Source organism: Pseudomonas sp. YeP6b (assembly GCF_025642995.1).
Taxonomy (GTDB): Bacteria; Pseudomonadota; Gammaproteobacteria; order Pseudomonadales; family Pseudomonadaceae; genus Aquipseudomonas.
In genome coordinates, this window is record NZ_CP080090.1 from 4,296,239 (window position 1) to 4,311,147 (window position 14,909).

General features: G+C 59.9%; 12 protein-coding genes. 5 read left to right on the top strand and 7 right to left on the bottom strand.

Annotated features, from left to right (window positions below; all coding sequences use genetic code 11):
* Positions 1 to 72: 72 nt before the first annotated feature.
* Both KZH41_RS19165 and KZH41_RS19170 read right to left on the bottom strand, forming a co-directional pair.
* Positions 73 to 945: a hypothetical protein gene (locus tag KZH41_RS19165; RefSeq protein WP_263273483.1), complete on the bottom strand. Its 873-nt coding sequence runs from the start codon at positions 943 to 945 to the stop codon at positions 73 to 75.
* A gap of 140 nt (positions 946 to 1,085) precedes the next feature.
* A complete protein-coding gene (locus KZH41_RS19170) occupies positions 1,086 to 2,030 on the bottom strand; it encodes a hypothetical protein (RefSeq protein ID WP_263273484.1) in 945 nt (314 codons plus the stop codon).
* A 343-nt stretch (positions 2,031 to 2,373) separates the two neighbouring features.
* Here KZH41_RS19170 and KZH41_RS19175 point away from each other — a divergent pair, with 343 nt between their 5' ends.
* Positions 2,374 to 2,931: a cytochrome b gene (locus tag KZH41_RS19175; RefSeq protein WP_094951496.1), complete on the top strand. Its 558-nt coding sequence runs from the start codon at positions 2,374 to 2,376 to the stop codon at positions 2,929 to 2,931.
* Here the strand turns inward: KZH41_RS19175 and KZH41_RS19180 are convergent.
* Both KZH41_RS19180 and KZH41_RS19185 read right to left on the bottom strand, forming a co-directional pair.
* Entirely contained in the window at positions 2,921 to 3,811 is an 891-nt protein-coding gene (locus KZH41_RS19180; RefSeq protein ID WP_263273485.1) for a 1-aminocyclopropane-1-carboxylate deaminase/D-cysteine desulfhydrase, read from the bottom strand. The genes KZH41_RS19175 and KZH41_RS19180 overlap by 11 nt on opposite strands.
* Before the next feature lie 57 nt (positions 3,812 to 3,868).
* Complete coding sequence (locus tag KZH41_RS19185) at positions 3,869 to 5,908, bottom strand: NADPH-dependent 2,4-dienoyl-CoA reductase (RefSeq protein WP_263273486.1); 2,040 nt, start codon at positions 5,906 to 5,908, stop codon at positions 3,869 to 3,871.
* Between the two features lie 211 nt (positions 5,909 to 6,119).
* Between KZH41_RS19185 and KZH41_RS19190 the strand changes: the two genes are divergently transcribed.
* From KZH41_RS19190 to KZH41_RS19200, 3 genes are all read left to right on the top strand, one after another.
* Complete coding sequence (locus KZH41_RS19190) at positions 6,120 to 7,250, top strand: carbon-nitrogen hydrolase family protein (protein ID WP_094951493.1); 1,131 nt, start codon at positions 6,120 to 6,122, stop codon at positions 7,248 to 7,250.
* 4 nt (positions 7,251 to 7,254) lie between these two features.
* The gene (locus KZH41_RS19195; RefSeq protein WP_094951492.1) at positions 7,255 to 8,289 is read left to right on the top strand and encodes an AraC family transcriptional regulator; all 1,035 of its coding nucleotides are present in this window, start codon (positions 7,255 to 7,257) and stop codon (positions 8,287 to 8,289) included.
* Positions 8,290 to 8,615: 326 nt separating this feature from the next.
* A complete protein-coding gene (locus tag KZH41_RS19200; RefSeq protein WP_263273487.1) occupies positions 8,616 to 9,617 on the top strand; it encodes a transketolase-like TK C-terminal-containing protein in 1,002 nt (333 codons plus the stop codon).
* 123 nt (positions 9,618 to 9,740) lie between these two features.
* Here the strand turns inward: KZH41_RS19200 and KZH41_RS19205 are convergent, their stop codons facing one another.
* Positions 9,741 to 10,211 carry a MarR family winged helix-turn-helix transcriptional regulator gene (locus tag KZH41_RS19205; protein ID WP_094951491.1) on the bottom strand — a complete coding sequence of 157 codons (471 nt, stop codon included), beginning with the start codon at positions 10,209 to 10,211 and terminating at the stop codon, positions 9,741 to 9,743.
* Positions 10,212 to 10,356: 145 nt separating this feature from the next.
* Between KZH41_RS19205 and aceE the strand changes: the two genes are divergently transcribed.
* Positions 10,357 to 13,017, top strand: coding sequence for a pyruvate dehydrogenase (acetyl-transferring), homodimeric type (gene aceE / locus KZH41_RS19210; protein WP_263273488.1), 2,661 nt, complete (start codon positions 10,357 to 10,359; stop codon positions 13,015 to 13,017).
* A gap of 1 nt (position 13,018) precedes the next feature.
* On the opposite strand, the gene KZH41_RS19215 is transcribed toward aceE, so the two are convergent.
* Complete coding sequence (locus tag KZH41_RS19215) at positions 13,019 to 13,843, bottom strand: DUF2242 domain-containing protein (RefSeq protein WP_263273489.1); 825 nt, start codon at positions 13,841 to 13,843, stop codon at positions 13,019 to 13,021.
* An 89-nt stretch (positions 13,844 to 13,932) separates the two neighbouring features.
* Positions 13,933 to 14,832 (bottom strand): LysR family transcriptional regulator, encoded by a 900-nt coding sequence (locus KZH41_RS19220; protein WP_094951488.1) that lies wholly within the window; start codon positions 14,830 to 14,832, stop codon positions 13,933 to 13,935.
* Between the last annotated feature and the right edge of the window lie 77 nt (positions 14,833 to 14,909).

Sequence of the window (14,909 nt, forward strand, 5' to 3'; positions counted from 1 at the left end):
GAGGGCAAAGCCTGTGCGCTGCAGAGCGCAAAGTTGAGATTGCTTGAGCCACTTTGGGCACAAGCGTAGTGGCTATACCAATTCATGTGCCATGAGTTCTTGCTCGTCGCCCCAAATATCACGCCGAGTCGACACCCCCAGCTTTTCTGGGCCATACATGTCTACATACCCCTTCGACATGAGCATCGCATCATAACCAACGGTAACAACACCTATACCGCCCTTCGCTTCAAGTTCGGACACTGGCACCTGTCGTAGATTACCCGTCAACCCTAGAGCGGCGAGCGCTTTATGTGCCCAAAAATTATCATTTAGCTGCTGCATCGCGGCCTCAAAGGGGTCGCTCAGGTGCCGCCTGGCATAAGAAATCCCGGCGTGCTTGATTCGCTGCTGCTCGCGCTTGGCCGTCACTGCATACATGAATACGGCATCTTTAATCATTCCAGGGTCGGTGCCCCTGAAATCCGCAACGTCCTTGGCCTTCGCGAGTTCGTCCTTGGTGATCATGACTTTATAGCCATCCCTCATAACCACTTCGCAACCCATTGGATGCTCACGAACACTGGAATAGACCCCTCGAGGGCTCTGACCAAACCGCATCATCGCCGCCTTAATACCTGCCAATACGCCTGAGTTGCTTCCCTCCCCTTCACTGAGCCCCAGCCAAACATCGCCAGGTGGTTGTCCAGGCGGGCTGTTGGAAATACAAGAGATGGGTTCATTCTCGGGAACGACAACGGTTGGGCGATTGGGCACAACGGTCGTTCGGTCCTTATCCTTATCAATACTTGATTCTTTATCTATGTGTACTTTGGCCTTTTCAAGCAGACCGAGTAACGCGTTCAACAACACGGCTATTTGAGCAATCAGGTTATCAGGATCGGTAGTATCCGATAGTAAGTGGTCTGCCCGAATAGGATGAGACGCCAGCGTAGGCTGATGCATCTCCCGACTCGATACGGCCCAACCAGATCCGACCCCCAACGCTACCCCGGATGCCACTGCATTAGACTCAGCAGCGCTTTGTCTCGAAATGCTATTGCCGACCATGTGCCCCTCCTTCTCTCAGTTGATTCACTTCACACTCAGATTAACTCGTACGTCACGCCACGATGGTTATCCGGCAGTCTTTGTTTGGTCGTGCACCCATCCACCATTCCCTCAAATGCAAAGTTTGTGTTACCGCCAATTTTGACAACACCGATACCACCGCTCTGAAGCAGCGCCGGCCACGTGGTCAGGCGCATCACCCCTTCAAGCCCAAGTTGCTTGAGACTGGTCGCGGGGTCCTGGTTACTACACAAGGTATTTAGGCCATCCATAAAGCTATTCGGGGTACCGCCAACGTGTTCCAACTGCGCTCGCTTGGCACTCGCGGCGTACATGAATGCCACGTCTTTATACATACCGCCATCTTCCGGATTAGGGCCGTGCTGAAACCCCGAGAACACTTTCGCCCGCGCTATTTCCTTCAACGTAAGGTGAAGTTCAAAACCATCTCTCATGACTACTTTGTAACCACTGTCCGACCGCACCACACTTGAAAATACGCCCAAAGGGCTTTGACCATACTTCATCATTGCCGCTTTGATCGCCGACAGAGCAGGCTCATTGTTTTTGGTCCCATACATGACACCCGCCCAGACATCCGTTGGTCGCTCACCTTTTTTCTTTTTAGACAGCGCTGGGTACTGATGACTATCAACCGGCGACTGCAATGATTGCTTGCTATCGTTGATTGCAAACTTATCAATGAGTGTTTTTTTAACCGTTGTTTGCTCCGGGCGCTGCGTTTTATTTTGAAGTAATCGCTCCAGCGCTGGCATGAGCGCATTCAGGGTTGAAAACAGTGATTTAACGGAGGCCTGTGTATCTGAGTCCTGGGCAACCGCCCGCTGACCAGAATGTTTGAACACTTGCGTTTCCTGCAGGCCCGCTGACACTTCATGACGTTTCGAGCTCGGCCCCTCCAATCCATTCGAATGATCTTTCGAACCCATGGAGCGATTGCCCAAGTAACCACTGATCATTTGCACTTCTCCACGACAATAAGAGCCCCCTATTTGAAGCTGAGCTCAATAGATGAACATTCACCGTAACGTCACGAGCAGCGATTCAACGTACATCGGCTCGCCCCTAACTCTGTGATCGTCACAAGTCATCGAGTTCCTTCCTAGGGGCGTTAGCGCTGTAACCAAACGCTGCGAATCCATAGGAAAATTCGGAATACTGCCGCGCAATAATCCTGTTGAGCCCTAACAACCCAGGTGAAAAATTGATTTACCGCAGGCAGTTCCTGAGAAACCGGCTTACAGTTACAGGACTCCGTCGCTAAAGAACGGAGGTTTGCCCTGATGAGTGAGGAAGAAAGCGATGCCGTGGAAAAACTCCGATACGCGCTACAGCACCATGTCGATTGCGTTGCACTGGTTGATGGTGCTGCTGCTGGCAGTGGTTTACGCCTGCATAGAGTTACGCGGCCAGTTCCCCAAAGGCAGTGGCGCGCGAACACTGATTGTCGAAATGCACTTTATGTTCGGCCTCACCGTATTTGTGCTGGTATGGCTACGCCTGTTTGCCCGCAGCCTGGGCGTGGCGCCGAAGATCGTGCCGACACCGCCGCAATGGCAAAGCCTGCTGGCGACCCTGATGCATGTGGCGTTGTATGCGCTGATGATCGGCATGCCGATTGCGGGTTGGCTGATCGTCAGTGCCGAGGGCCATTCGGTGATGTTTTACGGGATTGAGTTGCCGCCGTTGATCGCTGAAAACAAGGCGCTGGCCAAAGAGATTGAGCACTGGCATGTGCTGTTCGGCCAGGTCGGCTACTGGCTGATCGGGCTGCATGCGCTGGCCGGGATCATTCACCACTACATCCTGCGAGACAACACGGCGCTGCGCATGATGCCGGGCAAGAAGGCTATCCCATAAACCCTCGGCGGCCTTGCAGGCCGCCGGTATGCACGAAGATCAGGCGAGTGCCGGGAGTAAAACGCCCGGCCTCGATCTGTTGCTTGAGCGCCAGCAAGGCCTTGGCGGTGTAAAGCGGTTCCAGCGGTAAACCGCAGGCCTGTTCCGTGGCGTGCATGAACTCAAGCAATAGCGGGTCTACCTTGGCGAAACCGCCTCGGCTTGCGTCCAACAATTCATACCCCTGCTGCACGATAGCCTGCACGTTCTGTGCAACACCGTGATCCTCCGGCACCGCCATTGCGCCGTATACCGGATGTGCCCCCGCCTCTGCCAGCGCCAGCCCGGCCAACGTGGTGCCGGTGCCCGCCGCCAGCCACCACGCGTCGTAATCGGCCCAACCGAGGTTGCTCAACTGCCCGCGCGCTTGCTCGACCAGCACCGCGCAACCCACTGCACCGGTTATGCCACCGCCGCCTTCGGGCACGGGGTACAACTGCGGATACTGTTCGCGCCATGGCAGCCAGAAACCTGGCTCGTGACGTGCACGATAGCCGCCATAGCCCAACCAATGCAGCTGCATGCCGAAGGCTTTCAGATCAAGGACGGTGGGCGTGTCTTGAGGGTGGCCGCGCAGCAGGCCCACGGTGGGGAAATCAAAGCGTTTGCCGGCTGCCGCGAGTGCGTGCAGGTGGTTGGAGTGAGCACCGCCCAGGCTGATGACCCCGCTGGCACCGGAGGCTTGCGCCTGGGCCAGGTGTTCGGTGAGCTTGAACCACTTGTTGCCGCTGATCAGCGGGTCGATGCAATCCAGGCGCAACACGGCCACCTCGACGCCGTTCAGCCAGTCCAGCTGCAAGGGTTCAAGGGGCGCGTGGGGAAGCCAGTCGAAAGGGCCCATCGGGAGGCATCTGAATGAAAAAAGGGGCGGTAGTCTAACACCGCCCCTTCTTTCGTCTTACAGCTCGGCAGCGAGGCGCGAGCCCTGGTTGATGGCCCGTTTGGCATCCAGCTCGGCCACTACATCGGCGCCGCCGATCAGGTGCACGTTCTGGCCGGCGGCGACCAGGCCGTCCTGCAGTTCGCGCAGCGGGTCTTGCCCGGCGCAGATGACGATGTTGTCCACCGCCAGCACCTGCGGCTCGCCCTCGGCGCCGATGCGGATATGCAGGCCTTGATCATCAATGCTCAGGTACTCGACGCTGTTGAGCATCTGCACGCGCTTGTTCTTAAGGCCCGTGCGGTGGATCCAGCCGGTGGTCTTGCCCAGGCCGTCGCCGACCTTGGAGGTCTTGCGTTGCAGCAGGAACACTTCACGCGCCGGGGCATGCGGCGCAGGCTTGATGCCGGCCACGCCACCACGGGCTTGCAGCTGGGTGTCGATGCCCCACTCTTTCCAGAACGCGTCGCGGTCCAGGCTGGTGGACACGCCCTCGTGCACGAGGAACTCGGACACGTCGAAACCGATGCCGCCGGCGCCAATCACGGCCACGCGCTTGCCCACCGGTTTACGCTCGAGGATCACGTCCAGGTAGCTCAGCACCTTGGCGTTGTCGATACCCGGGATGGCTGGCGTGCGCGGCGCAATGCCGGTGGCCAGGATGATTTCGTCGTAACCACCTGCCGCGAGTTGCGCAACATCCACACGGGTGTTGAGGCACAGCTCGACGTGGGTGGTCTGCAATTTGCGCTTGAAGTAGCGCAGGGTTTCGAAAAATTCTTCTTTGCCCGGCACACGCTTGGCGATGTTGAACTGGCCGCCGATCTCGCTGGCGGAGTCGAACAAGGTCACTTGGTGACCGCGCTCTGCCGCCACAGTGGCCGCCGCCAAGCCCGCGGGGCCAGCGCCCACCACGGCGATTTTCTTGATCTGCTTCACCGGCAGGTAATTCAGCTCGGTTTCGTAGCATGCGCGCGGGTTGACCAGGCAGGTGGTCAGCTTGCCGCCGAAGGTGTGGTCCAGGCAGGCCTGGTTGCAGCCGATGCAGGTGTTGATTTCATCGGCGCGGCCGGCTGCGGCCTTGTTGACGAACTCCGGGTCGGCAAGGAACGGCCGCGCCATCGAGACCATGTCGGCATCGCCTTCGGCGAGGATCTGCTCGGCAATTTCCGGGGTGTTGATACGGTTGGTGGTGATCAGCGGAATCTGCACCGCACCGCGCAGCTTGGCGGTGACTTTGCTGAAGGCGCCACGCGGCACTTTGGTAGCGATGGTCGGGATGCGCGCTTCGTGCCAGCCGATACCGGTGTTGATAAGGGTCGCACCGGCCTGCTCGATGGCCTTGGCCAACTGCACGATCTCTTCCCAGGTGCTGCCGCCTTCGACCAGGTCGAGCATCGACAGGCGGAAAATAATGATGAAGTTCGGGCCTACCGCTTCGCGTACGCGGCGTACGATTTCCACCGCCAGGCGCATGCGGTTTTCGTAGCTGCCGCCCCAACGGTCGGTGCGGTGGTTGGTGTGGGCGGCCAGGAACTGATTAATGAAGTAGCCTTCGGAGCCCATGATTTCGACGCCGTCGTACTCGGCGACCTGGGCCAGCAGCGAGCAGGTGACAAAATCCTGGATCTGCTTTTCGATGCCTTCTTCGTCCAGCGCCTTGGGCTTGAACGGGTTGATCGGCGCCTGGATCGCGCTCGGTGCAACCTGCTTGGGGCTGTAGGCATACCGGCCGGCGTGGAGGATCTGCATGCAGATCTTGCCGCCGGCTTCGTGTACGGCCTGGGTGACGATCTTGTGCTTCTGCGCTTCTTCGTCGGTGGTCAGCTTGGCAGCACCGGCGTACACGCCGCCTTCATCGTTCGGGCCAATACCGCCGGTGACCATCAGGCCGACGCCGCCACGGGCACGTTCGGCAAAATACGCGGCCATGCGTTCGAAGCCGCCGGGTTTTTCTTCAAGCCCGGTGTGCATCGAGCCCATTAGGGTGCGATTGCGCAACGTGGTAAAACCCAGGTCCAACGGGGCCAGCAGGTGCGGGTAGGCAGCAGCGGTCATGGTACAGCTCCACAACGGATCATCACGGGACGTGGAAGGCTCGAATGGCCTGCCATCGGTTTATGTCCCACAGACTAAGAGGCGATGGACTACCGCTCAATGACCTAAACTGACAACTTATTGATCGAAATGTACAGCGCCCCTTGGCAAGCGGGCACATGGGCCCTACCCTAGTCGCGAACCCTGCACACGGTCTGTTGTCTGTTGCCCCATGCGTAAACTTCTAGCATTCACTCTGATCATGGCCCTGGTTGCCGCCGTTTCTGCCTATCTGGTCTGGACCCAGGAGCGCCCCGTGGCGCACTACCTGTCGGACTTGCGCATCACCTTGGCCGTCAATGAAGGCGAGCCTGCCGATCGCGGCAACCTGTTGGGCATCCAGCCGGAGCTGTTCCCCGCCGATTACCAGAGCCTGGAACGCCTGCACCTGAAGCTTGCGGCCTACCTGCAAAAGGCCCAGGACCAAGGGCTGATCAATGAAAAAACCATCGTGGTGCTGCCGGAACATATCGGCACCTGGTTGATGCTCAGCGGCGAAAAAAACGAGCTGTACCAGGCAGTGCATTTGAAGGATGCAATGAACTGGCTCTCGGCGAGTAACCCGCTGCAGTTCGCACGCGCGTGGATCAGCGCCAAGGGCGATAACCGCATGGACGACGCGTACCTGCGCATGAAAGCCCCCGCCATGGCCCGCGACTATCAAGTGCTGTTCGGCGGCCTGGCCAAGGAATTTGGCGTCACGCTGGTGGCCGGCTCCATTGCCCTGCCCAACCCGAGTGTCGAACAAGGGCAACTGCACATCGGCCATGGCGCGTTGTACAACGCAAGCCTGGTGTTTGGTGCCGACGGCTTGCCGGTGGGCCAGCCGCAGCGCCAGTTCTATCCGATCTACGATGAGCGCGGGTTTATCGAACCGGGCGATGAAAACATCGTCAGCGTGGTCGATACCCCGGCCGGGCGTCTGGGTATCCTGATCGGCAGCGACAGCTGGTACCCGGACAACTACCGCAAACTCAATGAGCAAGGCGCGCAATTGGTCGCGGTGCCGGCCTTTGTCATTGGCCGCGACACCTGGGACCGCCCATGGCGCGGCTTCAAAAGCGTCTCGACGCCGCCCGAAATCAGCCTCAAGCCCGAAGAACTCAGCGAAGGCGAAGCCTGGCGCCGCCTGACCCTGATCAGCCAACAGCCGATCAGCCAGGCGACCGCCGGCATGAGCGTGTTCCTGCGCGGGCAGTTCTGGGATTTGGGCACCGCCGGGCACAGCTTCCTCAGCAGCAACGGGCAAATCAACGCCGACAGCGGTGCCCGTGGTGCGCGCCTGCTGAATATCTGGCTGTAGCGCCTTGAAGCCGGTGCGCCTTGGCGATCTGTCGGTGGGCTTCGTGCACACCCTGGCGGATGCTATTCAAAGTCATGGCCTGGACCCGCAACCGCTTTTGCTGCAATACGGTCTCGACCCGGCGCGCCTTGCCGAAGCCGGCGCGCGTTTGTCGATCCCGCGCTATATGCGCCTGGGCCACGCGGCCATCCAACTGACCGGCGACCCCAGCCTGGGCCTGCGCATGGGCCAGCTCAGCCGCTTGAGCCAGGCAGGCCTCGCGGGTGTCACCGCCGCCCAAGCCCCCACTGTGCGTGAAGCCGCGCGCACGCTGACCCGCTTTGAAGCGCTGTACGGCTCCAACTATCGCGGGCAGTCGAGTTTTCATGAGGATGCCGAAGGCGCCTGGCTGCGCTTTTATTCCATCAGCCCGTACAACGCCTACAACCGTTTTGTGGTGGATTCGATTATCGCCGGCTGGTTGCAGCAATTGTCCAGCCTGGCTCAGCAACCGCTGCAAGCGCAGCGCATCGACATCGAATTCCAAGCCCCCGAGTACAGCGAGCAGTACAGCGTACTGGGCGACAGCCCGGTGCACTTCGGCGCCGAGGCCAATCAATTGCGCCTCAGCCAACAGACGTTGGCACTGCGTAACCCGCAGCATTGCCCGAGTACCTGGCAGCTGTTGTTGAAGTTGTGTGAACACGAGTTGGAGCAGTTGACCCGCACCCGCAGCCTGCGCGAGCGCATTACCCGGTTGCTGGGGCCGATGCTCAATGGCGGCCGGGAACCCGACCTGGAAGAAGTGGCGGCACGCTTGAAGCTGCCAACCTGGACGCTGCGCCGCAAACTGGCCGAAGAAGGCACTCAGTTTCGCGCGATTCTCAACGATACCCGCCGCGATTTGGCCATGACCTACATTCGCGATACGGAACTGGCGTTCGGCGAGATCGCCTACTTGCTCGGTTTTGCCTCAGCCCAAGCCTTTCAAAGGGCGTTCAGGCGCTGGAACAACCAGACCCCAGGGGAATTTCGCCGCAGTCAGCGGCATTCCGCCTGAAGTCGGTATTACAGCTCAGTTGCGTCATCGACCGGATCCAGCGGATCCAATTCAAACGCGTGGTACTCCAGCAGTTCTTCTTGGTAATCGTCCATGGTGGACTCCTTGTGGGTTTAAAGCGGCTGCCAATAAATGACCTGCACAGCCAGCCTAAAGTGCCGCGATGACAAAAAAATGTCTGCGCCATGACGTTCCTGCACGTGCTGATTAAACGTAGCAACGTTGGGTTGATTTAGCATTTGGGTGTTGATGCGCGATTGCAATCATTGCAAGTGCAATTACTTTTCCATTAGGGTACGAACTTCTGCTGCCAGGAGCCTCGCCCCATGCCCGCCTCTACCGCAAACGCCGCGCAGCTGTGCATCGACGCACTCAACACAGCCGTAGATTCGCGCAGCTCGCCGCTGTACACGGTCATGCACATGGCCAATACCTTGGAGTTCAGCCGACAAGCCTGGGTGATTCGGGGCCAGTCACGCAGCCGGCGCGTGGGCAATTGGCCTAGCTGGTTCGCGCGCAATACTGGGGAAAAACCACTGCTGTACCTGCACAGCGCGGCGTCGTCGGCGCAGTTATGTGCCCTGGCGGACGAAACCGCGCAGCGTGGCATCCTGTGCAACGACATCGAAACCCAGCCGTCCCCGTGGCCCAAAGGCGCGCAACCGTCATTGCCGTTGTGGCTGGCGGCCCATCCACGTTGCACGCCGTATGACCCGGCCTCGGGCGAGGAAGCCCGCGCAATTGTGCTGGCGGGGTTGCGCACGCTGTATGTCGACGGCAAGCCGGGGTTTTATTACTTGGCGCTGCATGATCAGCAAAGCGCAGTAACGCTGGATGCACAGGATCGTGAAGATGCGCTCAAAGGGATGTACCCAATCCAACGTCGCCAAGGGGATGTGCGATTGCTCGGCGCGGGACGGGCATTGGGCGAAGTGGTGCACGCCGCGCACTTGCTGGAACAGGACTGGGGCGTCACGGCAGCGGTGTGGAGCTGCCCCAGCTACACGCGACTGGCCCGCGAAGCGGCAGCGGCTGAACGCTGGAATCGGCTGCACCCCACGGCGCCCAAGCAAAGCTGCCATTTACGTGATTGCCTGGCCGGGAGTACCACGCCAGTGATTGCCGTCACCGGTTACCCGCAGCCGATTGTCGATCAGTTAGCGGGGTATGTGGACGCGCGTTTTGTAGCGCTGGGCGCAGGCTCGGTGCAGGCGTCTGCGCCCAGCCGTTATTGGATTGTGGTGTGTGCGTTGAGGGCGTTGGCGGATGAAGGGGCTATCGATGCACAGCAGGTGGTACAGGCGATGAACCGGTATCCACTCAAGTGAATGGGAAAACCGTCAACTGTGGGAGCTGGGTCGCCTGCGATAGCAGCGTGTCAGGCACTGTATCTGATGCGGATGTACCGCTATCGCAGGCAAGCCAGCTCCCACATGGGTTCCTCGTATGCCTCAGATCTTGCGTCGACTGCGGGTTTGCACACCCGCCTCCACCGCCAACCCCGCTGCACGCTCCAAGGTATCGGCAAACAACTGGCGCTGCTCAGGCTCGATGTGCGACAGGAACAACTCGTCCACGGTGCTTTCGTAGATCTTCCACATCTTTTTGCGCAACACACGACCCGCGTCGGTGATCGAGGCAAATGCCGCACGGCCGTCGCCGTCAGACCGCGAACGTACCACCAGGCCGTCCTTTTCCAGGCGGTCCACCAGGCGCGTCAGGTTGTAGCGCTCGATCGCCAGCACATCGGCCAATTCGTGCATGCGGCGAGTGCCCTCGGGGCCGCTTTCCAGGCCCCACAGCGCGTCATACCAGGCATACGGCGGCAGGTCAGCCTCGGCCAAGCGGCGTTCGATTTCACGGATGACCGTCCTGTGGGCCCTGACAAAACGGAACCATACATCAGGCTCTTTCGACGACATGCAACACCATCCGAGGAATTTCAAGAAGGTTGCAATAGTAGCTCATCCCGGGCTAGATTCAGGCATGTCGTTGCAATTGCAATTACATTTGCACTGCTCCCACAAGGAGCTTGCCGCTTGAAATCCGCCTACCCTGGAGCCTCACATGACCCCCAATAACGCAGTAAGACTGGACGACGATCCACAGGAAACCCGCGAGTGGCTGGAGTCCATCGAATCGGTGCTGTCCACCGAAGGCCGCCCGCGCGCCCACTACCTGATTGATCAGTTGCTGGATTTCGACGTTGCGCGCCATGGCGACTTCTACGGGCGGGTGACTACGCCATACGTCAACACCATCCCCGTTGACCGCCAACTGCCCTACCCCGGCAACCTGGCCATCGAGCGGCGCACCAATGCGTTTATCCGCTGGAACGCGATGGCGATGGTATTGCGTGCAGGCAAACATTCCGGAGTGGGTGGGCATATCGCGACGTATGCGTCAGCCGCTGTGCTGTACGACGTAGGCTTTGACCACTTCTTCCGTGGGCGCACCGACAGCTTCGACGGCGACCTGGTGTACATCCAGGGCCATTCCTCCCCTGGCATCTACGGCCGCGCCTACTTGGAAGGCCGCATCAGCGAAGCGCAGCTGGACAACTTCCGCCGCGAGGCAGGTGGCGAAGGGTTGTCGTCCTACCCGCACCCACGCTTGATGCCGGACTTCTGGCAATTCCCCACCGTGTCCATGGGGCTGGGTCCGATCACCGCCGCCTACCAGGCGCGCTTTATGCGTTACCTGGAGTTTCGTGACCTCAAACAGCACCAAGGCCGCAAGGTCTGGGCGTTCCTCGGTGATGGCGAAATGGACCAACCGGAATCCCTCGCCGCGATTTCCGTGGCCGGCCGCGAGAAACTCGACAACCTGATCTTCGTGGTCAACTGCAACCTGCAACGCCTGGACGGCCCGGTGCGCGGTAATGCCAAGGTGATCCAGGAATTCGAAAGCCTGTACCGCGCCGCCGGTTGGAATGTGATCAAGGTGATCTGGGGCGGTGGCTGGGATGCGCTGCTGGAAAAGGACCACAGCGGCCTGCTGCGCCAACGCATGATGGAATGCGTGGACGGCGACTATCAGAACTACAAATCGCAGAACGGCGCCTATGTGCGCGAACATTTCTTCGGCAAATACCCCGAATTGCTAGCATTGGTTGCGGACATGTCCGACGACGAAATCTGGAAACTCTCACGCGGCGGCCATGACCCAGATAAGGTCTATAACGCCTACGCGGCCGCCGTGCGCCACAAAGGCCAGCCTACGGTGATCCTGGCCAAGACGGTGAAAGGCTTCGGCATGGGTGAAGCTGGCGAAGGCCAGAACATCAACCATCAGTTGAAGAAGATGGGCGCCGAGGCGGTAAAAGCCTTCCGCGACCGCTTCGGGCTGGAAGTGGCGGATGACCAACTCGACGAAATCCCCTACCTCAAGCCCGCGGCCGACAGCGAAGAAGCTCGCTACTTCGCCGCTCGACGCCAGGCCTTGGGCGGCTATGTGCCCGCGCGGCACACTGCCGTGCAGTCCTTGCAGATCCCCGAACTGAGTGCCTTTGCAACCCAACTCAAAGACACCGGCGAACGCGCGATCTCCACCACCATGGCATTCGTACGGATCCTCGGCACGCTGCTCAAGGACCCGCACCTGGGAAAACTGATCGTGCCCATCGTGCCGGATGAGTCGCGCACCTTCGGCATGGAAAGCTTGTTCCGTCAGATCGGCATCCACTCGGCTGTAGGCCAGCTCTACACGCCGCAGGACGCCGGGCAATTGAGCTACTACAAGGAGAGCAAGGACGGACAGATCATGCAGGAAGGCCTGAATGAGTCCGGCGCCATTTCCTCGTGGATCGCGGCAAGTACGTCCTACAGCAACCACGGCCTGATGACCGTGCCGTTCTACATTTTCTACTCGATGTTCGGCTTCCAGCGCGTCGGCGACCTGGCCTGGGCGGCGGGCGACGCACGGGCGCGTGGCTTCCTGCTCGGCGCCACGGCCGGGCGCACCACGTTGATGGGCGAAGGTTTGCAGCATGACGATGGCCACAGCCACATCTTGTCGTCGGTGATCCCGTGCTGCGTCTCGTATGACCCGACGTTTGCCTACGAGCTGGCAGTGATTATTCGCGAGGGCATGCGGCGCATGTACGTCGAGCAGGAGGACATTTACTACTACATCACCCTGCTCAATGAAAACTACCCGCACCCGGCAATGCCCGAAGGCGTTGAGGAGGGGATTCTCAAGGGCATGTACCCACTGAGCAGCCACCCGCAAGCGCAGGTGCAACTGATGGGCAGTGGTTCGATATTGCGCGAAGTGATTGCCGCCAGCGAATTGCTCGACAAGGACTTCGCCATCCACAGCAATGTGTGGAGTGTGACCAGCCTGACCGAGCTACGCCGTGACGGGCACGCGGTGGAGCGCTGGAACCTGCTGCATCCGCAGAACGAGCCGCGCACCAGTTATGTCGAGCAATGCCTGGCCGGGCAAACCGGGCCGGTGGTGGTCGCCACGGACTACATGAAATTATTTGCCGACCAGATTCGCCCTTTCGTTCACGGCCGACGCTTTGTGGCGTTGGGCACCGATGGCTTCGGGCAATCGGATACCCGGGAAACCTTGCGCGAATTCTTTGAAGTGGACCGCCACTTCATTGTGCTGGCGACCCTGAAGGCGTTAGCGGATGACGGGCTGATCGGACGCGAGAACGTCAGTGAGGCGATCAGCCGCTACGGGATCAACGTCGACAAGGCGAACCCCGTAGCGGTCTGAGTTACTGCGCAGGTGTCGGCAGTGGTGGAATGGCTTCTGTTGGCGCCGGCAAGACCGGATTGGTCGGCGCTGCCGCTGGCGCTGGCGCCGGTGCAGGTGAAGGTGCAGGTGAAGGTGAAGGTTCTGCCTGCGGGGCAATCGGCGCCGCCTCCACTGGCGGTGCCAGGGGTTCGGAGGCGGCAGGCGCTGCCGGTGCTTCTTTCGGTGCCTCGACCTTCTCGGCGGCCGGAGCCGCCTTGGGTTCCGGCACACCGAGTTCAGCCTTGGGCTTCTCAGGAATATGCTCGGCCTTCTTCACTTCCTGCGGCAGAAACACGTCCACCAGCGCGAAGTAACGCTCATAAAACTTTGGCGCTGAGACCGTCTCGCTCGCGACCTTCACCATCGAGTCATCGGTGGAGCCAATCGGCATCGACACCGAACCCAACACGCCGACACCCAGGCTCGCGGAGTTGTTGACCTTCTTCAGCGCGTAGCGATCCTGCAAGGCATTGGCAAACATCGTCGAATGCTTAGCGCCTTTGCCATCATCGGCACACACCACGTTGAAGCTGATCTGCAGGTGGGTTTCGCCCGTCTGCTGGAAGCTCTTGTTACCGACCACCAGCTTCGGATCGCTGCTGGTGATGATGTAGCCCTGGCTCAACAGCGCACGGCGCGCCGCTTCACAGGCCGCCACGTCGCTGACCGGGTAATCACGGGAGAACGTACCGGAGTCGTCGAAATTCTCATGTTCGTAAATAGCGGTCTTGGGTGACGAGCAGCCCGCGGCGCCCGCCAGCACCAGCGCCAGCCCGAGGCTACGCAAGTGAAATGATGTCGACATCGAAAATCCTGAGGAAAACAGTCCGGGCGGTATTGTGCAACAGAACGAGGCCTTGGCGCGCGCATTCCTGTCGGTAAAACGTCACAGGCCTACAGGACAGCGCCTGCAGGAAAAAGCCCGGCACACATATGATCAATAAACACGCGCAGCTTGGCCGAGGCATGGCGACTTGATGGCCATAACATCCAGAAGCTGCCACGGTGCTCAAGATAATCGTCCAGCACCCGCTGCAAACGCCCTTCACGCACCGCCTGATTGACCATGAAATCCGGCAGGCAGGCAATGCCCAACCCTTCGTGCACCACATGGTTGAGGGACTCGATGGTGGTGCTGACCAGCGGTGCGCGCAGTGTGGGTTCCATTGAGCCGGGTACGTGCCGCAACGGCCAGGGTTCCAACTTGCCGGTGGCGCAAAATTTGTGGCGCAGGCAGGCGTGACCGTTCAAGTCCTGGGGCTGTTGCGGAGTGCCATATCGAGTGAAGTATTCCGGAGTGCCGACCAATACCAACTGGTAATGCCCCAGGTGACGCGCCATCAAACGCGAGTCTTCCGGCTTGCCGGTACGAATCACCGCGTCGAAACCTTCTTCGATCACGTCGACCATGCGGTCGGAAAAGTCCACATCCAACTCGATGTCCGGGTAAGCCCGCATAAAGTCGCTGAGCACCGGCATCAACAGGCCGCGTACTTGCGGCAAGCTGATACGCAGCTTGCCCCGAGGCGTGGCGCTGGCCTCGGTCAACTCCTGCTCGGCCGCCTCGACCTCAGCGAGAATCCGCCGCGAACGCTCGAGGAACAGCGCGCCTTCACTGGTCAAAGTAATGCTGCGCGTACTGCGATGAAACAGGCGCACGCCCAGGCGCTCTTCGGTGCGCGCGATGCTTTTGCCCACGGCCGAAGACGACACCCCAAGCACGCGGCCAGCCGCGGTGAAGCTGCGAGTCTCCGCAACCTGCACAAAAACCGAGAGGCTACCCAAACTGTCCATCGCCCTACCCTTGAAGATTGCGGACATCAATGTCCGATAAGTTCGGAACCTTAGCCTGTTTTTCCGTAAGCAACAGC

Bases quoted from the DNA above. Each gene is read 5' to 3' on its own strand.
- KZH41_RS19165 (WP_263273483.1), bottom strand. From the start codon at position 945: ATGCATCAGCCTACGCTGGCGTCTCATCCTATTCGGGCAGACCACTTA.
- KZH41_RS19170 (WP_263273484.1), bottom strand. From the start codon at position 2,030: ATGATCAGTGGTTACTTGGGCAATCGCTCCATGGGTTCGAAAGATCAT.
- KZH41_RS19175 (WP_094951496.1), top strand. From the start codon at position 2,374: ATGCCGTGGAAAAACTCCGATACGCGCTACAGCACCATGTCGATTGCG.
- KZH41_RS19180 (WP_263273485.1), bottom strand. From the start codon at position 3,811: ATGGGCCCTTTCGACTGGCTTCCCCACGCGCCCCTTGAACCCTTGCAG.
- KZH41_RS19185 (WP_263273486.1), bottom strand. From the start codon at position 5,908: ATGACCGCTGCTGCCTACCCGCACCTGCTGGCCCCGTTGGACCTGGGT.
- KZH41_RS19190 (WP_094951493.1), top strand. From the start codon at position 6,120: ATGCGTAAACTTCTAGCATTCACTCTGATCATGGCCCTGGTTGCCGCC.
- KZH41_RS19200 (WP_263273487.1), top strand. From the start codon at position 8,616: ATGCCCGCCTCTACCGCAAACGCCGCGCAGCTGTGCATCGACGCACTC.
- KZH41_RS19205 (WP_094951491.1), bottom strand. From the start codon at position 10,211: ATGTCGTCGAAAGAGCCTGATGTATGGTTCCGTTTTGTCAGGGCCCAC.
- aceE (WP_263273488.1), top strand. From the start codon at position 10,357: ATGACCCCCAATAACGCAGTAAGACTGGACGACGATCCACAGGAAACC.
- KZH41_RS19215 (WP_263273489.1), bottom strand. From the start codon at position 13,843: ATGTCGACATCATTTCACTTGCGTAGCCTCGGGCTGGCGCTGGTGCTG.
- KZH41_RS19220 (WP_094951488.1), bottom strand. From the start codon at position 14,832: ATGGACAGTTTGGGTAGCCTCTCGGTTTTTGTGCAGGTTGCGGAGACT.